The sequence below is a fragment of the Streptomyces sp. NBC_01166 genome (assembly GCF_045039765.1).
Taxonomy (GTDB): domain Bacteria; phylum Actinomycetota; class Actinomycetes; order Streptomycetales; family Streptomycetaceae; genus Streptomyces.
Window position 1 is genome coordinate 1,103,840 of the sequence record NZ_CP108613.1, and the last position, 21,430, is coordinate 1,125,269.

The window sequence follows — 21,430 nt, forward strand, 5'->3', positions numbered from 1 at the left end:
CCGCCCCGCCGTGAAGTGAGTACCCGCATGGATTTCGAACCGATCGCCGTCGTCGGCCGGGGCTGTGTGCTGCCCGGCGCGCTCGACCCGGACACGTTCTGGGAGAACATCGCCGCCGGCCGCACCACGGTGTCGGCTGCCCCGGCGGGTCGCTGGCGGTTGCCGCACCGCTGGGCCATGGGCTCGGTGGACGACCACCTCGACCGCACCTGGACCGATGTCGGCGGTTACGTCGAGGGGTTCGGGTCCGTCTTCGATCCGGCCGGCTTCCGGATCCCCCCGGAGCGGATCTCCTCACTGGACCCGCTCTTCCACTGGGTCCTGTACGGGGTGCGGCAGGCGCTGACGGAGGCGGGCCGCGTGGGACCGCTGCCGCGCGGGGGCCTGGTGATGGGAAACCTGTCGTACCCCACGCAGGCCGGGGCGGCCTTCTCCGAACACGTCTGGCTCTCCGCGCAGCGGTCCCCGCTCCGTGACGCCCTGCTGACGGGTGAACACCGGGCGCGCCCCGACGCACGCAACCGCTTCTCCTCCGGGCTGCCCGCACGGCTCGCGGCCCGTGCGCTCGGGCTCGGCGCGGGGGCGTGGGCCCTCGACGCGGCCTGCGCGTCCTCGTTGTACGCGATCAAGCTGGCGTGCGACCGGCTGCACGACGGCACGGCCGATCTGATGGTGGCCGGTGGGGTCAGCCGACCCGATCCCCTGTATCTGCACGTGGGGTTCTGCGGCCTGTCCGCGACGAGCCGCACGGGGCGCAGCCGCCCCTTCCACCGGGACGCGGACGGGCTGGTGCACGGCGAGGGGGCCGGATTCGTCGCCCTGATGCGGCATTCCGAGGCCCGCGCCGCCGGCCTGCCCGTGTTCGGTGTGATCCGCGGTGTGGGGCTGTCGAACGACGGGCGCGGTTCCGGGCTGATCAGCCCGTCGGAAGAGGGTCAGGTACGGGCCATGCGCCTGGCCTACGGCATGGCGGGCGTCGCTCCCGATTCGGTGTCGCTCGTCGAGTGTCATGCGACGGGAACGCCGGTCGGTGACGCGGTGGAGGTGCGGGGCATGGCCGGGGTCTTCGGGGCCGGTGACGACGTGCCCATCGGTTCGGCGAAGTCGAACGTCGGGCACCTGCTGGCTTCGGCGGGCGTGGCCGGGCTGCTCAAGGTGCTCGGTGCGCTGCGTGCGGGGGTCCGTCCGGCGACACTCGGCGCGGATCGGCCGCTGGACGCGCTGGCGGGCACGCCGTTGCGGGTGCTGACCGCTCCGGAGGAGTGGGCGGGGCCGCGCAGGGCGGCGGTGAGCGCCTTCGGGTTCGGCGGGACCAACGCCCATCTGGTCGTGGACCACGCGGAGGACGCTCCCCCGGCCTCCGTGCCGCGGCCGCCGCGCCGCGCGACGACTGCCGTACGGCGGCCCGACGGGCCTTCCGGCGGCCGGGCGGTGGCGATCGTCGCCCTCGGTGCCCGGGTCGGCGACGGGACCTGCGTCGAGGACCTCCGCCGGGCGGTGCTGGGCGGTGAACGTCGGGGTCCCGCCACGGAGATCGCCGTGGAGCTCACGGGCCTGTGCTTCCCGCCGTCGGGGCTGGAGCGGACCGTACGCCACCAACTTCTGGTGCTGGAGGCCGCACGGGAGGCCGCACGGGATGTGGTCCTGCCTCGCGAGCGGACCATGGTGGTCATCGGCATGGGGGTGGACCCCGAAGTGGCCCGGGCGGGCGCCCGCTGGCGGGTTCCGCACTGGCTGGAACAGGCCGCCGGGCAGGGCGTGAGAGTGCCGCCGGCCGGGCCGGCCCGGGACGCGTTCGTGCCGCCCATGACCGCGGAGGGGGTGGTGGGCAGCATGCCGAACCTCGTGGCCAGCCGGATCAGCACGCAACTGGACCTGGCCGGGCCGTCGTTCGCGGTGTCCGCGGAGGAGGCGTCCGGGCTGGTGGCGCTGGAGATCGCGGCGCGGGCCGTCCGGTCGGGGGAGGCCGATGCGGCGCTCGTCGGTGCCACCGACCTGTCCTGCGAGGCGGTTCACCGGGCGGCCCTGCGGGAGCTCGGGGGCGAGGGCGATCCGGGGGACGCGGCGGTCGTCCTGGTCCTCAAGCCCCTGGACGCCGCGCGCAGGGACGGCGACACCGTCGTCGCCCTGCTGGACGAGGGGGCCTCCGACGAGCCCGACATGGTCATCGGCGACGGCCCCGGCGCGGCGTTCGACCCGGCGTCGGCGTTCGGGCGTGCTCATGCTGCGTCCGGGCTGGCCTCCGTCGCGGTCGCGGCGCTCGCACTCCGGCACCGCGCCGTGCCGCGTCCGGGCGGGCCCGCGGACACCGCGGCCGTCGCCCACACCGCGCGGGCCGTGGTGACGCCGATGGAGGGGCCCGCCGCGGGCGTGCGCCTGCGCACGGGTGACCCTCGGCCGTGGCTGCGGGGACCGGCTCCGCGTCTGCACGTCTTCTCCGGGGCCGACCGCCGGGAGGTGCTGGCCGCGCTGGACTCGGGTACGGAGTCCGGCGCCGGACCGGCCCGGCTGGCGCTCGTGGTCGGCGGCGACACCACTCTGTCGGACCGTAAGGCGGCCGCCCGCCGCTGGCTGACGGGGGGCGGGCCCCGTCCCGCCGATGTGCTGTACCGGGACCGGCCGGTCGACGGGCGGACCGCGTTCGTGTACACCAACGGCTCGGCCGCGTACCCCGGGATGGGCCATGAGCTGATGCTCGCCCTTCCGTCGCTCGGCGAGGCCGTCCGGGACAGCCACCGGGCGATCGGCACGCGGTTGCGCTCCGAGCCGGAGCGGGAGCGCGGGGTGCTCGGCCAGATCTGGGCCGCCGCCGAACTGTCCGTCTTCCACACCGTGTTCACCCGCGAGGTGCTCGGTTTGCGGCCGGACGCCGCGCTCGGGTACTCCTCGGGCGAGTCGGCAGCCCTGGTCGCGCTGGGGGCCTGGCCGGACGCCTCGGGGCTGTACGAAGCCACCCTGGCCAGCGGTCTGTTCACGACCGAACTCACCGGTGAGCTCCGGGCGGTCCGGCGCCACTGGCAGCAGCGGGGCATCCAGGGCTCCCGGTGGTCGAGCTACCTGGTCAGCGTCCCCCTGGACGTGGTCCGTGCGGAGCTCGCCACGGAGGCCGCGGTCCATCTGATGGCGGTGAACGCGCCCGGGGTCTGCGTCATCGGTGGCGAGTCCCGGGCGTGCGCGGCTGTCGTGGCCAGGCTCGGCGCCGACCGTGCGATCGAGCTGGACTACGACATGGCGGCCCACGCGCCGGAGTTGGCCGAGGTCCGGGACGTATGGCGCGAAACCCACCGCCGGCCCACGGTCGAGGTGCCCGGGGTTCTGTTCTACAGCGGGGCCACCGGGCAGGCGTACCGGCCGACGGCCGAGCGGGCCGCCGAGGCGATCACCGCTCAGGGGCTGGGCACGATCGACTTCGCGGCCACGGTCGAGCAGGCCTGGGCCGACGGTGTCCGGGTGTTCGTGGAGCACGGGCCGAGGAGGCTGTGCACCGGCTGGATCAAGCGAGTCCTCGGCGACCGGGACCATGTGGCCGTCGCGCTGGACTCCCCGGAGGACACCGGGCTGCGCCAGCTGTGCCTTGCGGTGGCCGAACTCGTCGTCGCCGGAGTGCCCGTGCGGGCCGACGAGGTGTTCGCCCGGCTCGCCGAGGCCGCCACGGATCTCCCGCGGCCCGGGCCCACCGTCACCGTTCCCGTGATCGCGTCTCCGTGCCTGCCGCCCCTGGAGCCTGTTGTGACGATCCTGCCCCGGGCCCCCGAGCTGGCCCCGGTACCGGACGGACCCGGCCGTCCCTCCGCCGCCCCGCAGGACCGTGGTCCTCGACACTCCACCGCACCGGCCGTCCCGCCGGCGCGGGACTCCGGCGGCCTCACCACCCCGGCCGCTCTCGCCGTTCCCTCCCCCGGTGCCGTGGAACAGCGGCTCCGGCCGCCTGCCGAAAGCCCGGAGGAGCGGGGGGCGGTGGGAGTACGGGCCGCGGTCGTCCGGCAGAGTCTGCGGGTCGCCGCGCTGCACCAGGAGGTCATGGCCGGGCACACGGAGGCCCATCAGCGGTTCCTGCGGGTGTCGGCTCTCGCCGTCACCGCACTGACGACCGCAGTGCCGCCGGACCCCGACCCCGTACGGCGGCACGCCCCGGCCGCACCGCCCCCGCTCGTCCAGCCGCCTCCGGCGCCCACGCCGGCCCGGAGGCCGGGTCCGGCATTCGACCGCGGCCAGTTGGAGCACCTCGCCTCCCGTGAGATCTCCGCCCTGTTCGGCCCGCGCTTCGCCGAGCAGGACGGATACGCGGTGCAGACCCGGATGCCCGGGCCGCCCATGCTGTTCGCGGACCGGGTCACCGGCATCGACGCGGTGCCCGCGGCGCTGACCCTGCCGGCTCCGGCGCGCACGGACGGAAGGATCTGGACGGAGACCGACGTCCTGCGCGACAGCTGGTACCTGGACTCCACGGGACGCATGCCGGCCGGTCTGCTGATCGAGGCGGGCCAGGCCGATCTGCTCCTGCTCAGCTGGCTGGGTGTCGACCTCCTCAACCGGGGCGAGCGCGCCTACCGGCTGCTGGGCTGCGAGGTGACCTTCCACGGCGAGCCGCCGCGAGCCGGTGACACGCTGTGCTTCGAGATCCATGTCGACGGCCACGCGGAGGAGGAGGGCGTCCGGCTGGCCTTCTTCCACTACGACTGTTTCGTGGACGGCGAGCTCCGGCTCAGTGTCCGTGAGGGCCAGGCCGGGTTCTTCACCCCCGCGGAGCTCGCCGGCAGCGGCGGTGTCCGGTGGGATCCCGCCGAGCACGCGCCAGGCGACGACCTGCCGCTCGACCCGCCTGCCGTGCGCTGCGGAGAGACCCGTTTCGGCACGGACCGGGTGCGGGCCCTCGGGGAGGGGCGGCCGGCGGACTGCTTCGGACCGGGCTGGGAGGCGACGGCGGCCCATGTCCGCCCGCCGAGGCTCGACGAGGGCCGGCTGCGGCTGCTGGACGAGGTGACCGCCTTCGACCCGGCCGGCGGCCCGTGGGGCCGGGGCTATCTGCGTGCCGAGACCGCGTTGTCGCCGGACGACTGGTTCTTCGCCGGGCACTTCAAGAACGACCCCTGCATGCCGGGCACTCTGATGCTCCAGGGCGGTCTCCAGGCGATGGCGTTCTACCTCACGGCCATGGGCTTCACCGTCGACCGGGACGGCTGGCGCTTCGAACCGGTCAGCGGGATCCCCTACAGGGCCATGTGCCGGGGCCAGGCGACCCCGGAGGGCCGGCGGGTCGTCTACGAGGTGTTCGTACGCGGTGTCTCGGCCGGGCCGGAACCGACGCTCCACGCCGACGTGCTGGGTTCGGTGGACGGGACGAAGGCGTTCCTGGGCCGCGGCATGGCACTGCGGCTGGTACCCGACTGGCCGCTGGCTCGATGGCGGCACTCGGGCCCGCCCCTCGTCCAGGCCGGCGGAGCCCCGGTGCCGCTGTCGCGGCTGGGCGGGCTGGCCGGGCACCGCGAGGAGAAACCGGTGGCTGTGTCAGCCGACGGATTTCCCTTCGACTACGCCTCGCTGCTGGCGTGCGCCTGGGGCAGGCCGAGCGAGGCGTTCGGCGCCATGTACGAGCCCTTCGACGGCACCCGCAGGGTGGCCCGGCTCCCCGGGCCGCCGTACCACTTCATGAGCCGGATCGCCTCGGTGGACGGGCCGCAGGCCGGGATGCGGGAGGGCAGTACCGTCGTCGCGGAGTACGACGTACCGGCGGAGGCCTGGTACTTCGAGCAGAGCGGTGGCCACACCGTGCCGTTCGCCGTGCTCATGGAGATCGCGCTGCAACCCTGCGGGTGGCTCGCCTCGTACGTGGGCAGCGCGCTGACCACGGGCGTGGACCTGCTCTTCCGCAACCTCGACGGGTCGGGGACGGTCACCGGCGAGGTGACCCCGGCGACGCGTACGGTCCGTACCCGTGCCGAACTGACGCGCGTCTCGCGCAGCGGGGACATGATCATCGAGTCGTTCCGGGTGTCGTGCACGGCCGACGGCGTGCCCGTGCTCGAACTCTCCACGGTCTTCGGTTACTTCCCTCCGTCGGCCTTCGAGGGCCAGCAGGGTCTCGCGGCGTCGGCGGATGACCTGGCACGCCTCGACGAGCCCTGCGGCCGTACGGTCGATCTGACCGCCCGGCCCGCCCGGTACTGCGCCGGGGAGCCGCGCCTTCCGGGCCCCATGCTGCTGATGCTGGACCGGATCACGGGCTACTGGCCGGACGGGGGGAGCGCGGGACTCGGCCGGTTGCGGTCGGAGAAGGACGTTCGCCCGGACGCCTGGTTCTTCCGGGCCCACTTCTTCCAGGACCCGGTGCAGCCGGGCTCCCTGGGCCTCGAGGCCATGTGCCAGCTGCTCCAGTATCACCTCGTCGAACGGGGAGCGGGCGACGGCATCCCGCACCCCAGGTTCGAGCCGGTGCTGCCCGGCCGCGAGACGGCCTGGACGTACCGGGGCCAGATCACGCCTGCCCACCGGCTGATCCGGGTGGACATGGACATCGTGGAGAGCGGCACGGACGAGCGGGGCCCCTACGCGGTGGCGGACGCGTCGCTCTGGGGCGATGACACGTGCATCTACCGGGTGCGTGGGCTGGGTATGCGCGTGGTGTCCGGGGCGGACCGTCCACCACACACCTCACCCGGTGTTCCGCCCCGCGCGGACGGCCCACGGCATTGACGGCGCGCGCAGCCCGCACCCGCTCCTTCCGCGCAGCGCCGCACGCGCGGCGTTGGCGCCGGGGGCTCCGTGCACGCCGCCGCCCGGATGGGCCGAGGCCGACGCGAGGTACAGGCCCTTCACCGGTGTTTCGGGCCTCCCGGTACCGGCCGTCGGGCGGAACACCAGTTGCTGGTGCGCGGCTGCGGTCCCACCGTTGATCGCGCCGCCGTGCAGGTTGGCGTCCATGGACTCGAGGGTGGGCGGCGCGAGAAGACGCCGGGACGTGATGCGGGAGCGGAACCCGGGTGCCCAGCGTTCCACTTCGTTCTCCATGCGGTCGGCCATGGCTTCCTGCTCGCGCCGGTCCCATCGCCCCGTCAGGTCGTCCTCGCCCGCGTCCCCCTTGATCCGGTGCGGGACGTGGGTGTACGCCCAAGCCGACTCCGTGCCGGCGGGTGAGCGTGTGGCGTCGGCGGTGGTCATCTGTCCGAAGAGGAGGAAGGGGCGGTCGGGCACCTGGCCGGTCGCGATCTGGGCGGCGAAGCGGGTGAGACCGTCGACCCCGTCGGCCAGGTGGACGGTTCCCGCCGTGGACGCGTCCCCGGCGGTCCAGGGCACGGGGCCGTTCAGCGCCCAGTCGACCTTGAACGTCGCGAAGTCCCACTGGAACCGGCGCAGGTCGCTCAGCATCCGGCCGGGCAGGTGCCGTGCGTCGACCAGTTCGCCGTACAGCGCCGGCGCGGACACGTCGGCGAGGACGGCACGGGAGGCCGGTACGGCTTCGCCCCCCGCGGTGCGTACGCCGACGGCACGGCCGCCGCGTACGACGACCTCGGTCACGCGCTCTCCGCAGCGGACCACGCCACCGTGCCGTTCCAGCCGTCGCACCAGGGCCGCTGTGAGCGCCCCGGCTCCCCCTACCGGCACCGGGAAGCCGTATGTCTGGCCGAGCATGGACATGAGCCATCCGTAGCCTCCGCTCCCCGCAGCCTCCGGGCCGAGGTCCGCGTGCAGCGCGTTGCCCGCGAGGAGGAGCCTGCCCCCCTCGCCCCGGAACTCCTCCTCCCCGAGGCGACGCACGGGCAGCACCATCGTCCGTGCCATCCGGAGACCGCCGGACGCCCGGAGCCTGGCAGCGAGACGGAGGGCGGAGCCTACCGGCGGGAAGGGGGTGAACAGGGCCCGCAGGATGTCGGGACCCAGGCGGCTCCATGTGCCGTACAGATCGAGCCAGGCGGCCCCGTCGCCCGCGGCGAACGTGTCCAGCCCCGCCGCGGTGTCCTCCGCCCCGCGTTCGAGGACCGCGCACCGGCCGTCCGGCAGCGGATGCGCCAGCACACGCGGGGCGCGGCTCCATCTGAGCCCTTCCTCGTGGAGCTCCAGACCGCCGAGGACCGGCGAGGCGGCAGCCAGCGGGTAGAAGGCGCTGAAGAGGTCGCTCACGTAGTCGGGATGGACGCCGCGGTCGCTGCGGACCGCGCCGCCCGGCTCCTGCTGCGCCTCCAGCACCTCCACGCTCCAACCCGCAGCGGCGAGGAGATTCGCGGCGACGAGGCCGTTCGGCCCCGCCCCGATGACCACCGCGTCCGGCATCGATACCTCCATGTGTTCCCGACGTTCCTGGTCCGCCCGGCCCCGCTGCCGCGCCCTGCGGAGAGCTGTGATGGTCCTCCGGACCTCGTCGGATGCGCCGGCTTTCGTACCGGACCCTTCGGACCTCCTCACTCTCGCAAGCATCCGGGGGTTCCGCCGCCTGCCGGGCACCCGGCCGGGTATACGGGACGATGTGAAACCTTCTCCTGCGACGCCCTCGGCACCGGACTCCCCGGCCGCGCTCAAGAAGTCCCTGACCACCCCGCTGCTCTACTTCTTCATCCTCGGGGACGTCCTCGGGGCGGGGGTGTACGTCCTGGTGGGCCAGGTCGCCGCCGAATCGGGCGGCGCCGTGTGGGCTCCCCTGCTCGCGGCGTTGTGCCTGGCCCTGCTGACAGCGGCCTCCTATGCGGAGCTGGTCACCAAATATCCGCGCGCGGGCGGTGCCTCGCATTACGCCACCTTGGCCTACGGTCCGTTCGTCGGCTTCTTCGCCGGTTTCTGCATGCTCGCCGCCGGAGTCGTGTCGGTGGCCGCACTGGCCCGCGGGTTCGGCGGCGACTACCTGTCCGAGTTCGTCTCTCTCCCCGTGGTGCTGGTGACGATCGTCTTCCTGGTCGCGCTGGCGCTGCTGAACGCGCGAGGGATCAGCGAGTCGACCCGGGCCAACGTCGTCGCCACGGTCATCGAGGTCGGCGGACTGCTGCTCGTGATCGGGCTCGGAGCCTGGATCGTGCTGCGCGGTGACGGGGACGTGGGAAGACTGACGGAGTTGGGCACCGCGAGCGAGGGGCCCGCGGCAGCCCTGCTGAGCGGAGCGGTGCTCGCCTACTACTCCTTCGTGGGGTTCGAGACCTCCGTCAACGTGGCTGAGGAGACCCGTGACCCCCGCCGCTCGTATCCGAGGGCGCTGTTCGGCGCACTGGTCACGGCGGGCGCGGTGTACGCCCTGGTCGGAGCAGCCGCCGCGGCGGCCGTACCGACCGGAACGCTCGCCGGGTCGAGCGGGCCGCTCCTCGAAGTCGTCCGGGCCGCCGGCGGGGTCCCCACGGAGCTCTTCAGCGCCATCGCCCTGGTGGCCGTCGCGAACGGTGCCCTGCTGACGGGCATCATGTCCTCACGGCTGGCCTACGGCATGGCTCGGGACGGCCTGCTGCCCCGTTTCCTGACGAAGGTGCTGCCCGGGCGGCGCACGCCCTGGGCCGCCATCGCCGTGACCACCGGCCTCGCTCTGCTCCTGGCGCTGACCGGCGATGTCTCCACCCTCGCCTCCACCCTGGTCCTGCTCCTCCTCGTGGTCTTCTTCCTCGTCAACACCGCGCTCCTGGTGCTGCGTCGCGATGCCGCCCCTCGCGAGCACTTCCGGGCGCCGACGGCCGTACCCGTTCTCGGGGCTGTGTCCTGCGTCGTGCTCGCGACCCGGATCGAGCAGGAGGTCTGGCTGAGGGGGCTCCTCGTCCTGGCTGTCGGCGCGGTGCTCGGCGCCGTCGCCGCGGTGCGGTCACGCTCAGCGGCCTGAGGCGGGCTGTCCCTCGGGTGAGCCCTCGGAACCGGTGGTGATCCGGTCGAGGTCGTTCGCCGCCTTGGCGAGCAGGTCGAGCATCGCGAGTTCCGCCCGTGCCGGGTCGCGGTCCCGGACGGCGTCCAGCACAGCCTGATGGCTGGGCACGGGGTCGCCGGCTTCGGCGTGTGAGTGGACGAGCCGGTCGCGCTCACGGAGACCTGGTTCGAGCAGCATGTCCATGCGGGTCAGCATCTCGTTGCCGGTGGCGGCCAACAGGGCCCGGTGGAAAGCCGCGTCGCTCTCCGCCGCGGCTGCCGAATCGGCCCGGGCGCGCCCCATGGCGTCCAGTGCCTCCTGGAGCGCGACCAGGTCCGCGTCCGTCCGGTGCAGTGCGGCGCGGTGCGCCGCCGCGGGTTCGACGATGGACCGGACGTCGGCGAGGTCCCGCATCAGCTGGTCGGCGCCGCCCCCCTCGACTCTCCAGCGAATGACGTCCGCGTCGAGCAGGTTCCAGCGGCTTCGCTCGGTGACGAACGTTCCACGCTTCTGACGTGCGTCGATCAGCCCTTTGCTCGCGAGGACCTTGAGCGATTCCCGCATGACGGTGAGGCTCACGTCGAGTTCCTCGCCCAGTGCACGGATGTCCAGGGTCGCTCCCACGGGGATGCCGCCGCCCACGATGCGTGCCCCGAGGATGTGCACGACCTGTCCGTGGACGCCTCGTCCGCTGTAGGACGCCATGTCGCGCTCTCCTCTCGATACACGCACCGAGGTGCGCGCTGTGTGGGTGCTGCTGCGCGTGCAGAGCGACCACACTTTAGCGGTAGGCATTAATTATGAATACATCTTGACAGGGTAGGGGCCCGCGCCCACGATGAAGCCACTTCCCCGAGCCGCACACGCAGGAGCCGCCTGTCATGTTGTCGTTGCGTAGCCAGAAGCCGTCCCCGGCACTGTCCGGGCACCTTCCGATGGGCAGCGCGGAAGGGGCTCCGCGGGCCGTGTCGGTGGACAGCCGCCGGGTGCTCCGCGCAGGCGAGGCGTGGATCCCCGTCATGGGCGAGTTCCACTTCAGCCGGTATCCGGCAGCGGAATGGCGCGAGGAGCTGCTGAAGATGCGCGCGGGCGGCATCGACCTCGTCGCCACGTATCTCTTCTGGAACCAGCACGAGGATCTGCGCGGCACCCTGCGCTTCGACGGGAACCTCGACGTACGCCACTTCGTACAGCTGTGCGGGGAACTCGGTCTGGCCGTGGCGGTGCGCATCGGTCCGTGGTCGCACGGCGAGTGCCGCAACGGCGGCTTCCCCGACTGGCTGGAGGGCGTCGACTGCACGCCCCGCACCGACGATCCGGCCTACCTGGCCCTCGTCGAGCCGTACTACGCCCGGATCGCGCACGAGCTGCGCGGGCTCGCGCACGACGAGGGCGGGCCGATCGTCGCCGTACAGGTCGAGAACGAGCTGTACGACCAGCCGGCCCACCTCGCGACGCTCCGGCGTACGGCGGAGGCCGTGGGTATCCGGGCACCGCTGTGGACCGCGACGGGATGGGGTGCGGCACAGCTTCCCGAGGACGTCCTGCTGCCTCTGTACGGCGGCTACCCCGAGGCGTTCTGGGAGGACGCGCACGAGGGCTGGACGCGGGACATGCGTCGCCACTACTTCTTCACGCCCATCCGCGACGACCACGCCATCGGTGCCGACCTCCGGAACTCCGCACCCACCGGCACGGGCCCGGACGACCGCCGCTACCCGTACGCCACCTGCGAACTCGGCGGCGGCATGGCCATCGCCTACCACCGCCGCCCCGTCGTGCCGGCCGAGGACGTCACCTCGCTGGCGCTGGCCAAGCTCGGCAGCGGCTCCGTGTGGCAGGGCTACTACCTGTACCACGGCTGCTCACAGCGCCTGGACCGGTCGGTCCCCAACCAGGAGTCCCACGCCACGGGTTACCCCAACGACCTGCCGAGGATCTCGTACGACTTCCAGGCACCCCTCGGCGAGTACGGGCAGGTCCGGCCGTCGTTCCACGGGCTGCGGCTCCAGCACCTCTTCCTGGCGGACTCCGGGGCCGACCTGGCCGGGATGCCGACGGCACTCCCCGACGCCGAGCCCGACGGGCTCGACGACCGCACCACCCTGCGCTGGGCCGTCCGCTCCGACGGTGAGCGAGGGTTCCTGTTCGTCAACAACCACCAGCCGCACGAGTCGTTGTCGGAGCACGAGCAGGTCCGTTTCCGGGTCGTGCTCGACGACGCCCGCACCGTGACCTTCCCCGGGCAGCCGGTGACCGTGCCTTCCGGAGCCCACTTCGTCTGGCCGGTCGGCTACGACCTGGGTGGCGGAATCCGGCTGGGCTGGGCAACTGCCCAGCCCGTCACCCGGCTCCACGTCGACGGCCTCCCGCTGACCGTGCTCGCCGCCACCGCCGGGATCCCTGTGAGCCTCGCCCTGCCCGCCGGGCTGCGTGTCGAAGGCCCGGCAGAGGTGACGGCGGGTGCGGACTCCACCCTGGTGTGCGTGCCCGAGCCCGGCGCGGGCGCCCTCCTCACGGTCCACGGCCCGGCAGGCCCCGTGCGCGTGCTCGTGCTCGACGAGGACCGCGCGCGGTCCGTGAACCGGGTCCGTGTCTGGGGCGAGGACAGGCTGGTCCTGTGCGACGAGCTCGTCCTGGCCGACGGCCCCGAACTGCGCCTGCACACCGTCTCCTCCACCCCCTCGTTCGCCCTGCTGCCCGCACCGGCCGCGCTGTCCGCGCCGGGCCTCGGCGCCCCTGAGGCCGACGGCGCCTTCACCCGGTGGACGCTCCGCCTGCCCTCGGAGTCGTACGAACGCGTCGTGACCTGTGTGCGGTCCGGGGCCGAAGCCCCGCCCGCGAGGACCGGTGGCTCGCACAACCGCGCCTCCGCTCCACGGGACGAGGACTTCGACTCCGCTGCCGTGTACCGGATCTCCGTTCCCCGCGCCGCCTTCGATGTCGAAGGCGAAGTGCTGCTGCGTCTCTCCTTCACCGGCGATGTCGCGCGCGCGTACATCGGAGGCCGGCTCGTCGCCGACCACTTCTGGTACGGCCCCGAGTGGGAGATCGGCCTGCGCCGGTTCGCCGACGAGGCCGTCGAGCACGGTGTCGAGATCCGCCTGCTCCCGCTGCCCCATGACAGCAAGGTCCACGTCGACGCCTCCGTCCGCGAAGGACTCGACGCCGCGCACGGGGCGGCTGTCCTGCACACGGCCCGGCTGGAACACGTTCGCCGGGCGTCCGTCCGTTCCGCCGACGCCGGCCTTGACTGACCTCGGAGGCAGAGCCCTGCTCCGCGGCGCGGGCGGTCTCCGGATGACCGGTCAAGCGATCGCCGACGGCGACACACCCGCTACCTCCGACCCACGGAAGGCTTCTCCACCATGCCCACCGCGCTGCCGGACCACCTTCCCGCCACCCTCACCATCTCCCTGTGGGACTTCACCTGGTACACGCGTACCGGTCCCGGCGAGCCCTTCGCCGACCTCGACCGCGCCTTCGCCGAAGCGGTCGAGCGCGGCTACAACACCGTCCGCGTCTGCGCCATGCCGCTGCTGCTGTTCGGCACCGGGCTCGACACCACCGGCCTCCGGCTCGGCCCCCTCGGCGGTGAGTACGGGCAGCGGGTGCGCTGGTACGACGTACGCGGCACCACCGAGATCGACGCGCGTGCCCATCTGCTCGCTCTGTTCGAGGCGGCCCGACGGCACGACTGCTTCGTCATCCTGTCCAGCTGGGAGTACCAGCAGTCACCCGCCTTCGCCGGTGACCGGGCCTGGTTCGACGCGATCATGGCGATCGAGCCCGAGCGGCGGGCGGAGGCGCTCGCCGACGCGCTGGCCGACCTCATCGACTTCCTCGCGGCCCACGACGGCCTGGACGACCGGATCGCCTTCACCGAGCTCCACAACGAGGTCCAGGCGGGCCGCCTGGCCGAAGGACTCACCGGTGACGACACCGTGGTGGCCCTGCGCCCCCGGCTGGAACGTGGCCTGGCCCGGTTCCGCGAGCGGCACCCCGGCCGGCCGGTCACCGTCAACTACGCCGAGGTGCCCGTGGGTTCCATGCGAGGCATCCCCCGCGACATCGACGTAGCCGTGTTCCACCCGTACGTCTACGGCGTCCTCGACGAGCTCCTCCACATCTACGCCCTGCGGGACCCCTCCCGGCCCTTCCCCCAGGAACGCGCCGCGAGGGAGCTCCTGCGCCCCGGAGCACCCGCCCTGGAGGAGTGGGCGCCACCGGAGGAGGACCGGTGGCGCCTCGAAGCGACCGTCGTCGGCCTGCGCGAGGTCTACCTCCACGACTGGTGCGACCCGGACCTCTTCGACGCCTGGCTCTACGACCGCTACGCAGTCCACCGCGCCGCGATGGAAGCGAAGCTCGGCATCTGGATCGCGGCCGCCGCCGACTGGGCCGCGGAGACCGGTGTGCCCTTCGTCCTCGGCGAGGGCTGGATCGGATACACGCCGCTGCACGGCACCTTCGAAGAGGGCCCGGTCGGCGCGGCGTTCTGCCGGCGCGCGGTCACCGAAGCCGCCCGGGCCGGAGCACGCGGATCCGTCGTGTGCTCCAACGCCGCCCCGCAGCACCCCATGTGGGGGGACATCCGCCTCCAGCGGGAATGCAACGCCTTGCTGGGTGGACGAGCCGTCTGACTCCAGGTCGTCGTGGGCCGTGCCCCCTGTTCTCCGGGGCACGGCCCGCACGGGTGTTCCTTGCTGGTCACCCGGCCCTCGATGCCAGGGCAGGATCAGCGGACGGCGCTGCCGGGGGTGGCGTCGAGCAGGCCCAGTTCGTCACGGTGGGGCAGCCCTTCCCAGTCGCCGTCCGAGGCGACGCCGAAGGCCGCGGTGGTGGTGGCACGGTGGAGCCTGGCGAGCGGGTCGAGACCGTCGAGCAGTCCGGACAGATATCCGGCACAGAACGCGTCACCCGCGCCGACGGTGTCGGTGACCGGAACCGGGCGGGCGGCCGCGTGCACCGGGGCCGCCCCGGGGAGGTACAGGTCGGCGCCGTCCGCGCCACGCTTGACGGCCACCTCACCGATCCCCGCCTCGAAGAGTTCCGCGACCAGGTCGGCTTCCGTCCTGTCGGCGGCCGCCCCGGGGTCCGTGCACAAGAGGGGGAGTTCGTCGTCGGACGCGATCACGGCATCCACGTAGGGAAGCAGCGGGTGCAGCGCCGTTGCGGCGGCCTCCTGGCTCCACAGCCGCGTGCGGTGGTTGACGTCGAGGGAGACCGTCCAGCCGTGCTCGGCGGCGTATGCGGCAGCGGACCGCACCGCGGCCAGAGGACCGTCGCCGAGTGCGCAGGTGATGCCGGTCAGGTGCAGGATGCGGGCCCCCGCCTCCAGGGCCGGCGCCAGGTCCTCGGGCCGCTGGCGGGAGGCGGCGGAGCCTGAGCGCCAGTAGTGCACGCGTGCCAGGTCGGCGACGCGGCGCTCCCTGAGCATGGCGCCGGTCGGCGCCTCCGGGTCCGTCGTGGCGTGGCTGGTCACGACCCCCTCGCCACGCAAGGTGCGAAGGATGACCCGGCCCGGTTCGTCCCTGCCGGTGCGTCCGGCCCACGAGACGCGGTGGCCGAGCCGCGCCAGGCCCACGGCGACGTTGAACTCGGCCCCCGCCACCGTCGTCCGCGCCGTACCGCCCGCGCTCAGCGGCCCCTCGGTCTGCAACGAGAGCATGGCCTCACCGAAGGTGAGGACGTCCACGGCCGGGATGCTCACGAGCGCGCCTCCGAACGGCAGACGCCCAGGAAGTCCTTCGCCCGCTTCCGCAGGTCGGCCAGGTCGCCGCCGTGGGGGGCGTCACCGGCGAGCGGGCTGCCCACACCCACGGCGACGGCCCCCGCCTCGAAGTACTCCGCGGCCGCGTGTGCGTCCACGCCGCCGACCGGTACGAACGGCAGGTCGGGGAAGGGGTCGCGCAGGGCGCGAAGATACGCGGGGCCGCCCAGCGAGGCGGGGAACAGCTTGACCGCGCTCGCGCCTCCGGTGCTCACCGCGACCGCCTCGGAAGGGGTCAGCGCGCCCGCCAGCACGGGCAGGCGCCGGGCCACGGCCTCCTCGAACCCGCCGCCCAGCGCGGGAGTGACGATCCAGGTCGCGCCGGCTTCCTGGGCACGCCGGGCGTCGTCAGCGGTGACGACGGTCCCCGCCCCGATCGCGACGGACGAGTCGACGGCGCTCGCCGCCCGGGAGATGACCGTGAGGGCGTCGGCCGTGTTCAGGGAGACCTCGATGAGCCCGATGCCCTCCTCCGCGAGGGTCAGAACCGTACGCAACGAGGCTTCGGCATCGCGGCCCCGCACGATCGCGACGAGGCGGTCGCGGCGCAGCCGGGTGGTGAAATCGTCTGTTTCCATGTGGGCTTACTGCTCCGTGAGGTGTGACAGGAGGTGTACGTCGGGCGGTGCGGCGGGCAGGACGGCGTACGGCCGCTCACCACTCGGCGAAGGAACCGTCCGGGTGGCGCCAGACCGGACCACGCCAGTCCGGTGTGTTTCCATCGGCCGCCCGTACGACTCTCTCATCGACCTCGATCCCCAGTCCCGGCCGGGTGGGCCGGTTCAGGTGTCCTTCGTCGAAGCGGAACACCTCTCGGTCGACGACGTAGTCGAGGACCTCGGCCCCCGTGTTGTAGTGGATGCCGATGCTCTGTTCCTGGATGAGGAAGTTGGGTACGGAGAACGCGATCTGGAGGCTCGCCGCGAGGGAGAGGGGCCCCAGCGGGCAGTGCGGGGCCACCAGTACGTCGAAGGTCTCCGCCAGGGCCGCGATTCGGCGCACCTCCGAGATACCGCCGGCGTGCGAGAGGTCCGGCTGCAGAACCGCGATACCGGCCTGGAGCGCGGGCAGCGCGTCGGTCCGCGAGAAGAGCCGTTCGCCCGTGGCCACGGGGATCGGTGTCGCCTCGACGACATCCCGCAGCAGGTGGGTGTGCTCGGGCAGCAGGGGTTCCTCGACGAACAGGGGATTCAGCGGCGCGAGGTACGGCAGGACCCGGCGGGAGTTCGCCATGTTGAACCGGCCGTGGAAGTCCAGGGCGAAGTCGCGGTCCGGACCGAGGACCTCGCGGGCCGTCGCGGCGCGCTGGACGACGGCGTCGATGTCACGGGTGCTCGCGATCCGGTTCATCCTGCCGGAGGCGTTCATCTTCACCGCGGTGAACCCTGCCTCCACCTGTGCCTGGACGGCGTCGGCGATCTCCCCCGGCTCGTCTCCGCCCACCCAGCTGTAGGCCCGCACCCGCTCGCGGACCGGCCCGCCCAGGAGTACGTGGACGGGCACCCCCAGCGTCTTGCCGGCGATGTCCCACAACGCCTGGTCGAGCCCGGCCACCGCGCTCGAAAGGACGGGGCCCCCTCGGTAGAAGGAGCCCTTCGTCATGACCTGCCAGTGGTCCTCGATGCGCATCGGGTCCTTGCCGATGAGGAGTTCGGCGAGCTCGTGGACGGCAGTGCGCACTGTCGCCGCTCGTCCCTCGACGACCGGCTCGCCCCAGCCGACGACGCCGTCGTCGGTCTCCACGCGACAGAAGAGCCAGCGGGGCGGTACGGCGAAGGTCTCGACGCGTGCGATCTTCAAGAAGGTGCTCCAGGAGATGGCCGCGGGCAGCGCGGCGTCGGATGAGGCCGGATGGTTCAGGAGCGCGACAAGGCTCCGGAGGACTGCCGTTCAGGATGAGTTCTTCATGACGCTCCACCCGCCGTCCACCACCAATGAGGCGCCTGTCATGAAGGACGCGTCGTCACTGAGGAGAAAGGAGATCGTCGACGCGATCTCCTCCGGCCGGCCGAGCCTCTTTGCGGCGGTCTCCTCGGCCGCGACCCGCCGGTCTTCCTCACCGATGTCCGACCACGCCTGGGTGAGCACCGGCCCGGGCAGGACGGAGTTGACGCGGACCTGCCCTCCGTACTCCACGGCGAGCTGTCGGGCCAGCCCCGTCAGACCGGCCTTGGCCGCGGCGTACGCGGGGCGCCCGGGCAGCCCCACGAGCGCGTGGACCGACGAGACCAGGACAGCGCTACCGCCGGTGGTACGCAGATCGTCGAGGCAGGCACGGAAGCCCAGGTAGGAGCCGGTGAGCGAGACCGCGAGCTGGCGGTTCCACTCCGCCACGCCGATCACGTCGGCCGATCCGATCCGCACGGTGCAGGCGTTGCTCACCAACGAGTGGACGGGGCCGAACGCCTCACGAGCGGCATGAACCGCCGACCGCCACGAGGATTCCTCGGACACGTCGCAGTGCTGGAAGAGCGCACGGCCGCCGGCCTCACGGATACCTTCGGCGACCTGCTGACCGGCGTGCGCATCGATGTCGGCGAGCAGGACGCCGGCGCCCTCGGAGGCCAGCCGCCGGGCCGTGGCGGCGCCGATGCCGGATGCACCGCCGGTCACCAGGACGCAACGCCCGTCGAAGCGCCCGTGGCGGGACGGATGCAGATGGTCCACGACGGTCTCCAGGTACGCCAGACTGACAGATCCATAGCATTAAATATTAATTATCGGTTCCCGCCAAGGGACCCCGCAGTGTTCGCACCGACGCAGTCGTCGGAGCACACCGGCCTCGCGACCACTCACGCTGTCGTCACGCGAATCGCGCGCCCGGTTGAAAGGTGGCCACTTCTGACCCCGAGCCGGTCCTCGGCTGCAGCGACATCTCAATGCTCCATCTGGTGCTCCCGACGTTCGTCGAAGTACCCGATTCGGTGACGCGTGACAACGGCCGCCGGGAACACGGCCGCCGTCGCCATGTTTGCGCGTGCTGCTACCGGTCACACGAGAAGTGTTCCTGACGCCGATCAGAGCAAGGTGTGAATGACATGGCTGCCGATGAGAAGACCCAGGCGAAGACCGAGCAGGCCAAGGGCAAGGTCAAGGAGGCCGCGGGCCGCGCGGTCGGGAACGAACGCCTCACCGCCGAAGGCCGGGCCGACCAGACCAAGGGCGACGCCCGCCAGGCCAAGGAGAAGGCGAAGGACGCTTTCAAGCACTGACTCCCGCGCGAGCGCGACGCGCTCACTCCGCGATGTGTGTGGCCCGGCCGTGCCGGGCCACACGCATGTCGGCCGTCACGAGGCGTGGGGCGTGCCGGGTCGGCCCAGAACGCCGTTCCTCCCGTTCCGGGGCGCTGCCGCCCGGAGTTCAGCTGACGTCCCCGCCGTGCTGGGGTTTCGGAGCGCCCGGCGGCACGAAGCAGGGGCGCTGCCGCCCGGAGTTCAGCTGACGTCCCCGCCGTGCTGGGGTTTCGGAGCGCCCGGCGGCACGAAGCAGGCGGTGACAGTCTTGCCCGAGGCCTGCGGATGCGTGGCCCAGCCGTCGGCGAGCGCGTCGACGATGGCCATTCCGCGCCCCCCGGTCGTCGTGAGATCTTCGGGCTGCTTGGCGGGAAGCAGGGAATCGGAGTCGTGGACACTGACGTGCAGGCAGTGGCTGTCCCAGGTGAGAACCAGCTGGGCGTCACTGTGCGCATGAACGTGCGCGTTGGTGATCAGCTCGGAGACGCTGAGCAGGATCGCGTCCACCGTCTCGGGTGCGTCCTGGGTCCACTCCAGGGACGCCAGGTGCTCCCGTGTCCACCGGCGGCCGGCCCGCACCCCTTGCGCCGCCGGAAACGACTGCGCCCACCCCATCGCACGCAGCGACGTGTCCTTCGCCATCGACTCTCCCTCACTCGGCTCTCCTCACCACCTACCCCCGCCCTCGATGTACACCCCTAGAACCCGAGCGGTCCGGCCGGCGTGTCCCGACGCCGAAGCGGGGGTCTGTCCGCGGGATGTCCGGGCACACGCACCTCACACCCTTCGAGAGGAGCACCCATGCTCGGCATAGCCGCAGCCGTCCTGTTCGCCATCGCTTTCCTGATCAACGCGGCGGACATCGCCACCAACGAAGTCTTCTCCTCCGTGAACGTCATGCTTCTGGGCCTGACACTTCTCGCCCTCCACGTCGCGGGAATCGGAGCGGGCCGCCCCTCCCGCAGACGCTGACGACATCCACGAGAGCCCGGCGTGGGCCGGCCGCTCATCGAGCTCCCTCCCCCGCGCCACGCAGCAGCCCTGGTCCCGAGTCAATTCCGGACCAGGGCTGCTCCGTCATGTGACCCCTGACGTGCCGATCCCCTCGAAGCCCGTAGCCACTGCGGCTGATGGGTGTGAGGGCCGGCCCGGCGTCGCACCTCCCGCGACGACGACGAGTACCCGAGTCGTCGTGCCGGTGACCGAAGGCACCACCTGACACACATGGCCGCACGAGCCCGAGTGCATGCCGCCGGGCCGGAGGTGTTGCGGCGGTATTGCAGCGACGTCAGAACCGTTGACCTTCCGGCCCGGGACGTTTACGTTGCCGAACTAACAGCATGTTAGTAGACATGTTGTTCGGTTACGCGCCAAAGGAGTCCCGTGCCACGCTCCGTCGACACCGCGCCCGTCGAATCTTCGCCTCGCCCTGAGCACGTCCCCCGCCGCACCGACCGCCGGGCGTGGGTGATCCTCGTGATGATCGTGGTCTTCATGATGATCAGCTACGCCGACAAGGCCGTCCTCGGTCTCGCGGCGGTGCCGCTGATGGAGGAACTGGGTATCGGCAAGAGCACGTACGGACTGATCTCCAGCTCCTTCTACCTCTTGTTCAGCCTGTCCGGGCTCGTCGTCGGCTTCTTCTCGTCAAGGATCTCCAGCCGTGCCCTGCTCCTCGCCATGGCCGCGCTCTGGGCCGTCGCCCAGCTCCCGGTCCTGCTGGTCGCCGCCGTGCCCTCGCTGATCGCCGGGCGCGTCCTGCTCGGCATGGCGGAGGGCCCTGCCGCCTCCATGTCCATGCACGCGCTCTACAAGTGGTTCCCGACCGGCCGGCGAGGCCTGCCGTCCGCGCTGCAGATCGGTGGCGCCGCGCTCGGGACCGCCGTCTCCGCCCCGCTGCTCACCTGGCTCATCGTGGACCACGGCTGGCGTTCGGCATTCGTGGCTCTCATGCTCGTCAGTGTCGCGTGGTGCCTGGTCTGGCCTTTCGTGGGTCAGGACGGGCCCTTCGGCGGAGAGGAGCGGAAGCCGTCCGGAGGCGAGGGCCGTCCGCTGCGCGCGGCAGCACCTCCCCTGAGGGCCCTGCTGACGAACGGCACCGTGACGGGCGGAATCCTCAGCGCCTTCGGGTCCCACTGGGCACTGGCGCTCTCCAGCGCGTGGCTGCCGGTCTATCTGCAGACGGAGATGGACATGACCGCGACCGGCGCCTCCACCGTCGTCAGTGGGGTCTCGGTGGTGAGCCTGGTGCTCCTGCTGTCCGTGCCCGCCTATGTCGACCGCCTCAAGCGCCGCGGCGTGTCCAGCAGGCGCGCGGATGGCATCCCGCAGGGCACGGCGGTCCTGGTCGCGGGGTGCGCACTGGCCCTGCTGCCCTTCGCCGGCGGAGCGCCGGTGCAACTCACGCTGATCGCGGTGGCGTTCGGCTGTCACGCGGTCGCCCTTCCGCTACACTACGTCACCACGGCGACGGTCGTTCCCGACGGCCGCCGTGGCGCCGTGTTCGGCGTCGTGGCCGCTTCGGGAACCCTGCCGGGCCTGTTCGTTCCCTAACTGACCGGGCATCTCGTCGACAACGCGGCCACGGAGACGGCCGGTTACACCGTGTCGTTCCTG

General features: G+C 72.3%; 14 protein-coding genes. 7 read left to right on the top strand and 7 right to left on the bottom strand.

The annotated features are described in order from the left end of the window. The first annotated feature begins 27 nt into the window (after positions 1-27). A complete protein-coding gene (locus OG379_RS05205; RefSeq protein ID WP_405659789.1) occupies positions 28-6,693 on the top strand; it encodes a beta-ketoacyl synthase N-terminal-like domain-containing protein in 6,666 nt (2,221 codons plus the stop codon). Here OG379_RS05205 and OG379_RS05210 read toward each other — a convergent pair. After that, positions 6,652-8,268: a phytoene desaturase family protein gene (locus OG379_RS05210; RefSeq protein ID WP_405668415.1), complete on the bottom strand. Its 1,617-nt coding sequence runs from the start codon at positions 8,266-8,268 to the stop codon at positions 6,652-6,654. The two genes, OG379_RS05205 and OG379_RS05210, sit on opposite strands and share 42 nt — an antisense overlap. Before the next feature lie 193 nt (positions 8,269-8,461). On the opposite strand from OG379_RS05210, the gene OG379_RS05215 reads away from it, so the two are divergent. Beyond that, a complete protein-coding gene (locus OG379_RS05215; protein ID WP_405659792.1) occupies positions 8,462-9,787 on the top strand; it encodes an APC family permease in 1,326 nt (441 codons plus the stop codon). On the opposite strand, the gene OG379_RS05220 is transcribed toward OG379_RS05215, so the two are convergent. Next, on the bottom strand, positions 9,776-10,513 hold the full coding sequence (locus tag OG379_RS05220) for a FadR/GntR family transcriptional regulator (protein ID WP_405659795.1): 738 nt from the start codon (positions 10,511-10,513) through the stop codon (positions 9,776-9,778). The genes OG379_RS05215 and OG379_RS05220 overlap by 12 nt on opposite strands. Before the next feature lie 176 nt (positions 10,514-10,689). Here OG379_RS05220 and OG379_RS05225 point away from each other — a divergent pair, with 176 nt between their 5' ends. Next, a complete protein-coding gene (locus tag OG379_RS05225) occupies positions 10,690-13,065 on the top strand; it encodes a beta-galactosidase (protein ID WP_405659796.1) in 2,376 nt (791 codons plus the stop codon). A gap of 111 nt (positions 13,066-13,176) precedes the next feature. Continuing rightward, complete coding sequence (locus tag OG379_RS05230) at positions 13,177-14,451, top strand: cellulase-like family protein (RefSeq protein WP_405659798.1); 1,275 nt, start codon at positions 13,177-13,179, stop codon at positions 14,449-14,451. Positions 14,452-14,546: 95 nt separating this feature from the next. Here the strand turns inward: OG379_RS05230 and OG379_RS05235 are convergent, their stop codons facing one another. The 4 genes from OG379_RS05235 to OG379_RS05250 form a co-directional block, all read right to left on the bottom strand. Continuing rightward, the gene (locus tag OG379_RS05235; RefSeq protein ID WP_405659800.1) at positions 14,547-15,521 is read right to left on the bottom strand and encodes a sugar kinase; all 975 of its coding nucleotides are present in this window, start codon (positions 15,519-15,521) and stop codon (positions 14,547-14,549) included. Next, positions 15,518-16,159: a bifunctional 4-hydroxy-2-oxoglutarate aldolase/2-dehydro-3-deoxy-phosphogluconate aldolase gene (locus OG379_RS05240; protein ID WP_405659803.1), complete on the bottom strand. Its 642-nt coding sequence runs from the start codon at positions 16,157-16,159 to the stop codon at positions 15,518-15,520. Before OG379_RS05240 ends, OG379_RS05235 begins: the two co-directional genes overlap by 4 nt. Before the next feature lie 76 nt (positions 16,160-16,235). Next, positions 16,236-17,381, bottom strand: a complete 1,146-nt coding sequence (gene dgoD, locus OG379_RS05245; RefSeq protein WP_393756811.1) for a galactonate dehydratase — start codon at positions 17,379-17,381, stop codon at positions 16,236-16,238. 90 nt (positions 17,382-17,471) lie between these two features. After that, positions 17,472-18,239, bottom strand: a complete 768-nt coding sequence (locus OG379_RS05250; protein ID WP_405668417.1) for an SDR family NAD(P)-dependent oxidoreductase — start codon at positions 18,237-18,239, stop codon at positions 17,472-17,474. Between the two features lie 380 nt (positions 18,240-18,619). On the opposite strand from OG379_RS05250, the gene OG379_RS05255 reads away from it, so the two are divergent. Beyond that, positions 18,620-18,793 (top strand): CsbD family protein, encoded by a 174-nt coding sequence (locus tag OG379_RS05255; protein WP_393756815.1) that lies wholly within the window; start codon positions 18,620-18,622, stop codon positions 18,791-18,793. A gap of 222 nt (positions 18,794-19,015) precedes the next feature. Here OG379_RS05255 and OG379_RS05260 read toward each other — a convergent pair whose 3' ends face one another. Then, complete coding sequence (locus tag OG379_RS05260) at positions 19,016-19,456, bottom strand: ATP-binding protein (RefSeq protein ID WP_405659806.1); 441 nt, start codon at positions 19,454-19,456, stop codon at positions 19,016-19,018. Between the two features lie 159 nt (positions 19,457-19,615). Here OG379_RS05260 and OG379_RS05265 point away from each other — a divergent pair, with 159 nt between their 5' ends. Together OG379_RS05265 and OG379_RS05270 are read left to right on the top strand one after the other, a co-directional pair. Continuing rightward, positions 19,616-19,786 (top strand): hypothetical protein, encoded by a 171-nt coding sequence (locus OG379_RS05265; RefSeq protein WP_405659808.1) that lies wholly within the window; start codon positions 19,616-19,618, stop codon positions 19,784-19,786. 411 nt (positions 19,787-20,197) lie between these two features. Further along, on the top strand, positions 20,198-21,367 hold the full coding sequence (locus OG379_RS05270; protein WP_405659810.1) for an MFS transporter: 1,170 nt from the start codon (positions 20,198-20,200) through the stop codon (positions 21,365-21,367). Positions 21,368-21,430 lie beyond the last annotated feature (63 nt).

Bases quoted from the DNA above. Each gene is read 5' to 3' on its own strand.
- OG379_RS05265 (WP_405659808.1), top strand. From the start codon at position 19,616: ATGCTCGGCATAGCCGCAGCCGTCCTGTTCGCCATCGCTTTCCTGATC.
- OG379_RS05230 (WP_405659798.1), top strand. From the start codon at position 13,177: ATGCCCACCGCGCTGCCGGACCACCTTCCCGCCACCCTCACCATCTCC.
- OG379_RS05240 (WP_405659803.1), bottom strand. From the start codon at position 16,159: ATGGAAACAGACGATTTCACCACCCGGCTGCGCCGCGACCGCCTCGTC.
- OG379_RS05220 (WP_405659795.1), bottom strand. From the start codon at position 10,513: ATGGCGTCCTACAGCGGACGAGGCGTCCACGGACAGGTCGTGCACATC.
- OG379_RS05210 (WP_405668415.1), bottom strand. From the start codon at position 8,268: ATGCCGGACGCGGTGGTCATCGGGGCGGGGCCGAACGGCCTCGTCGCC.
- OG379_RS05225 (WP_405659796.1), top strand. From the start codon at position 10,690: ATGTTGTCGTTGCGTAGCCAGAAGCCGTCCCCGGCACTGTCCGGGCAC.
- OG379_RS05260 (WP_405659806.1), bottom strand. From the start codon at position 19,456: ATGGCGAAGGACACGTCGCTGCGTGCGATGGGGTGGGCGCAGTCGTTT.
- OG379_RS05205 (WP_405659789.1), top strand. From the start codon at position 28: ATGGATTTCGAACCGATCGCCGTCGTCGGCCGGGGCTGTGTGCTGCCC.
- OG379_RS05255 (WP_393756815.1), top strand. From the start codon at position 18,620: ATGGCTGCCGATGAGAAGACCCAGGCGAAGACCGAGCAGGCCAAGGGC.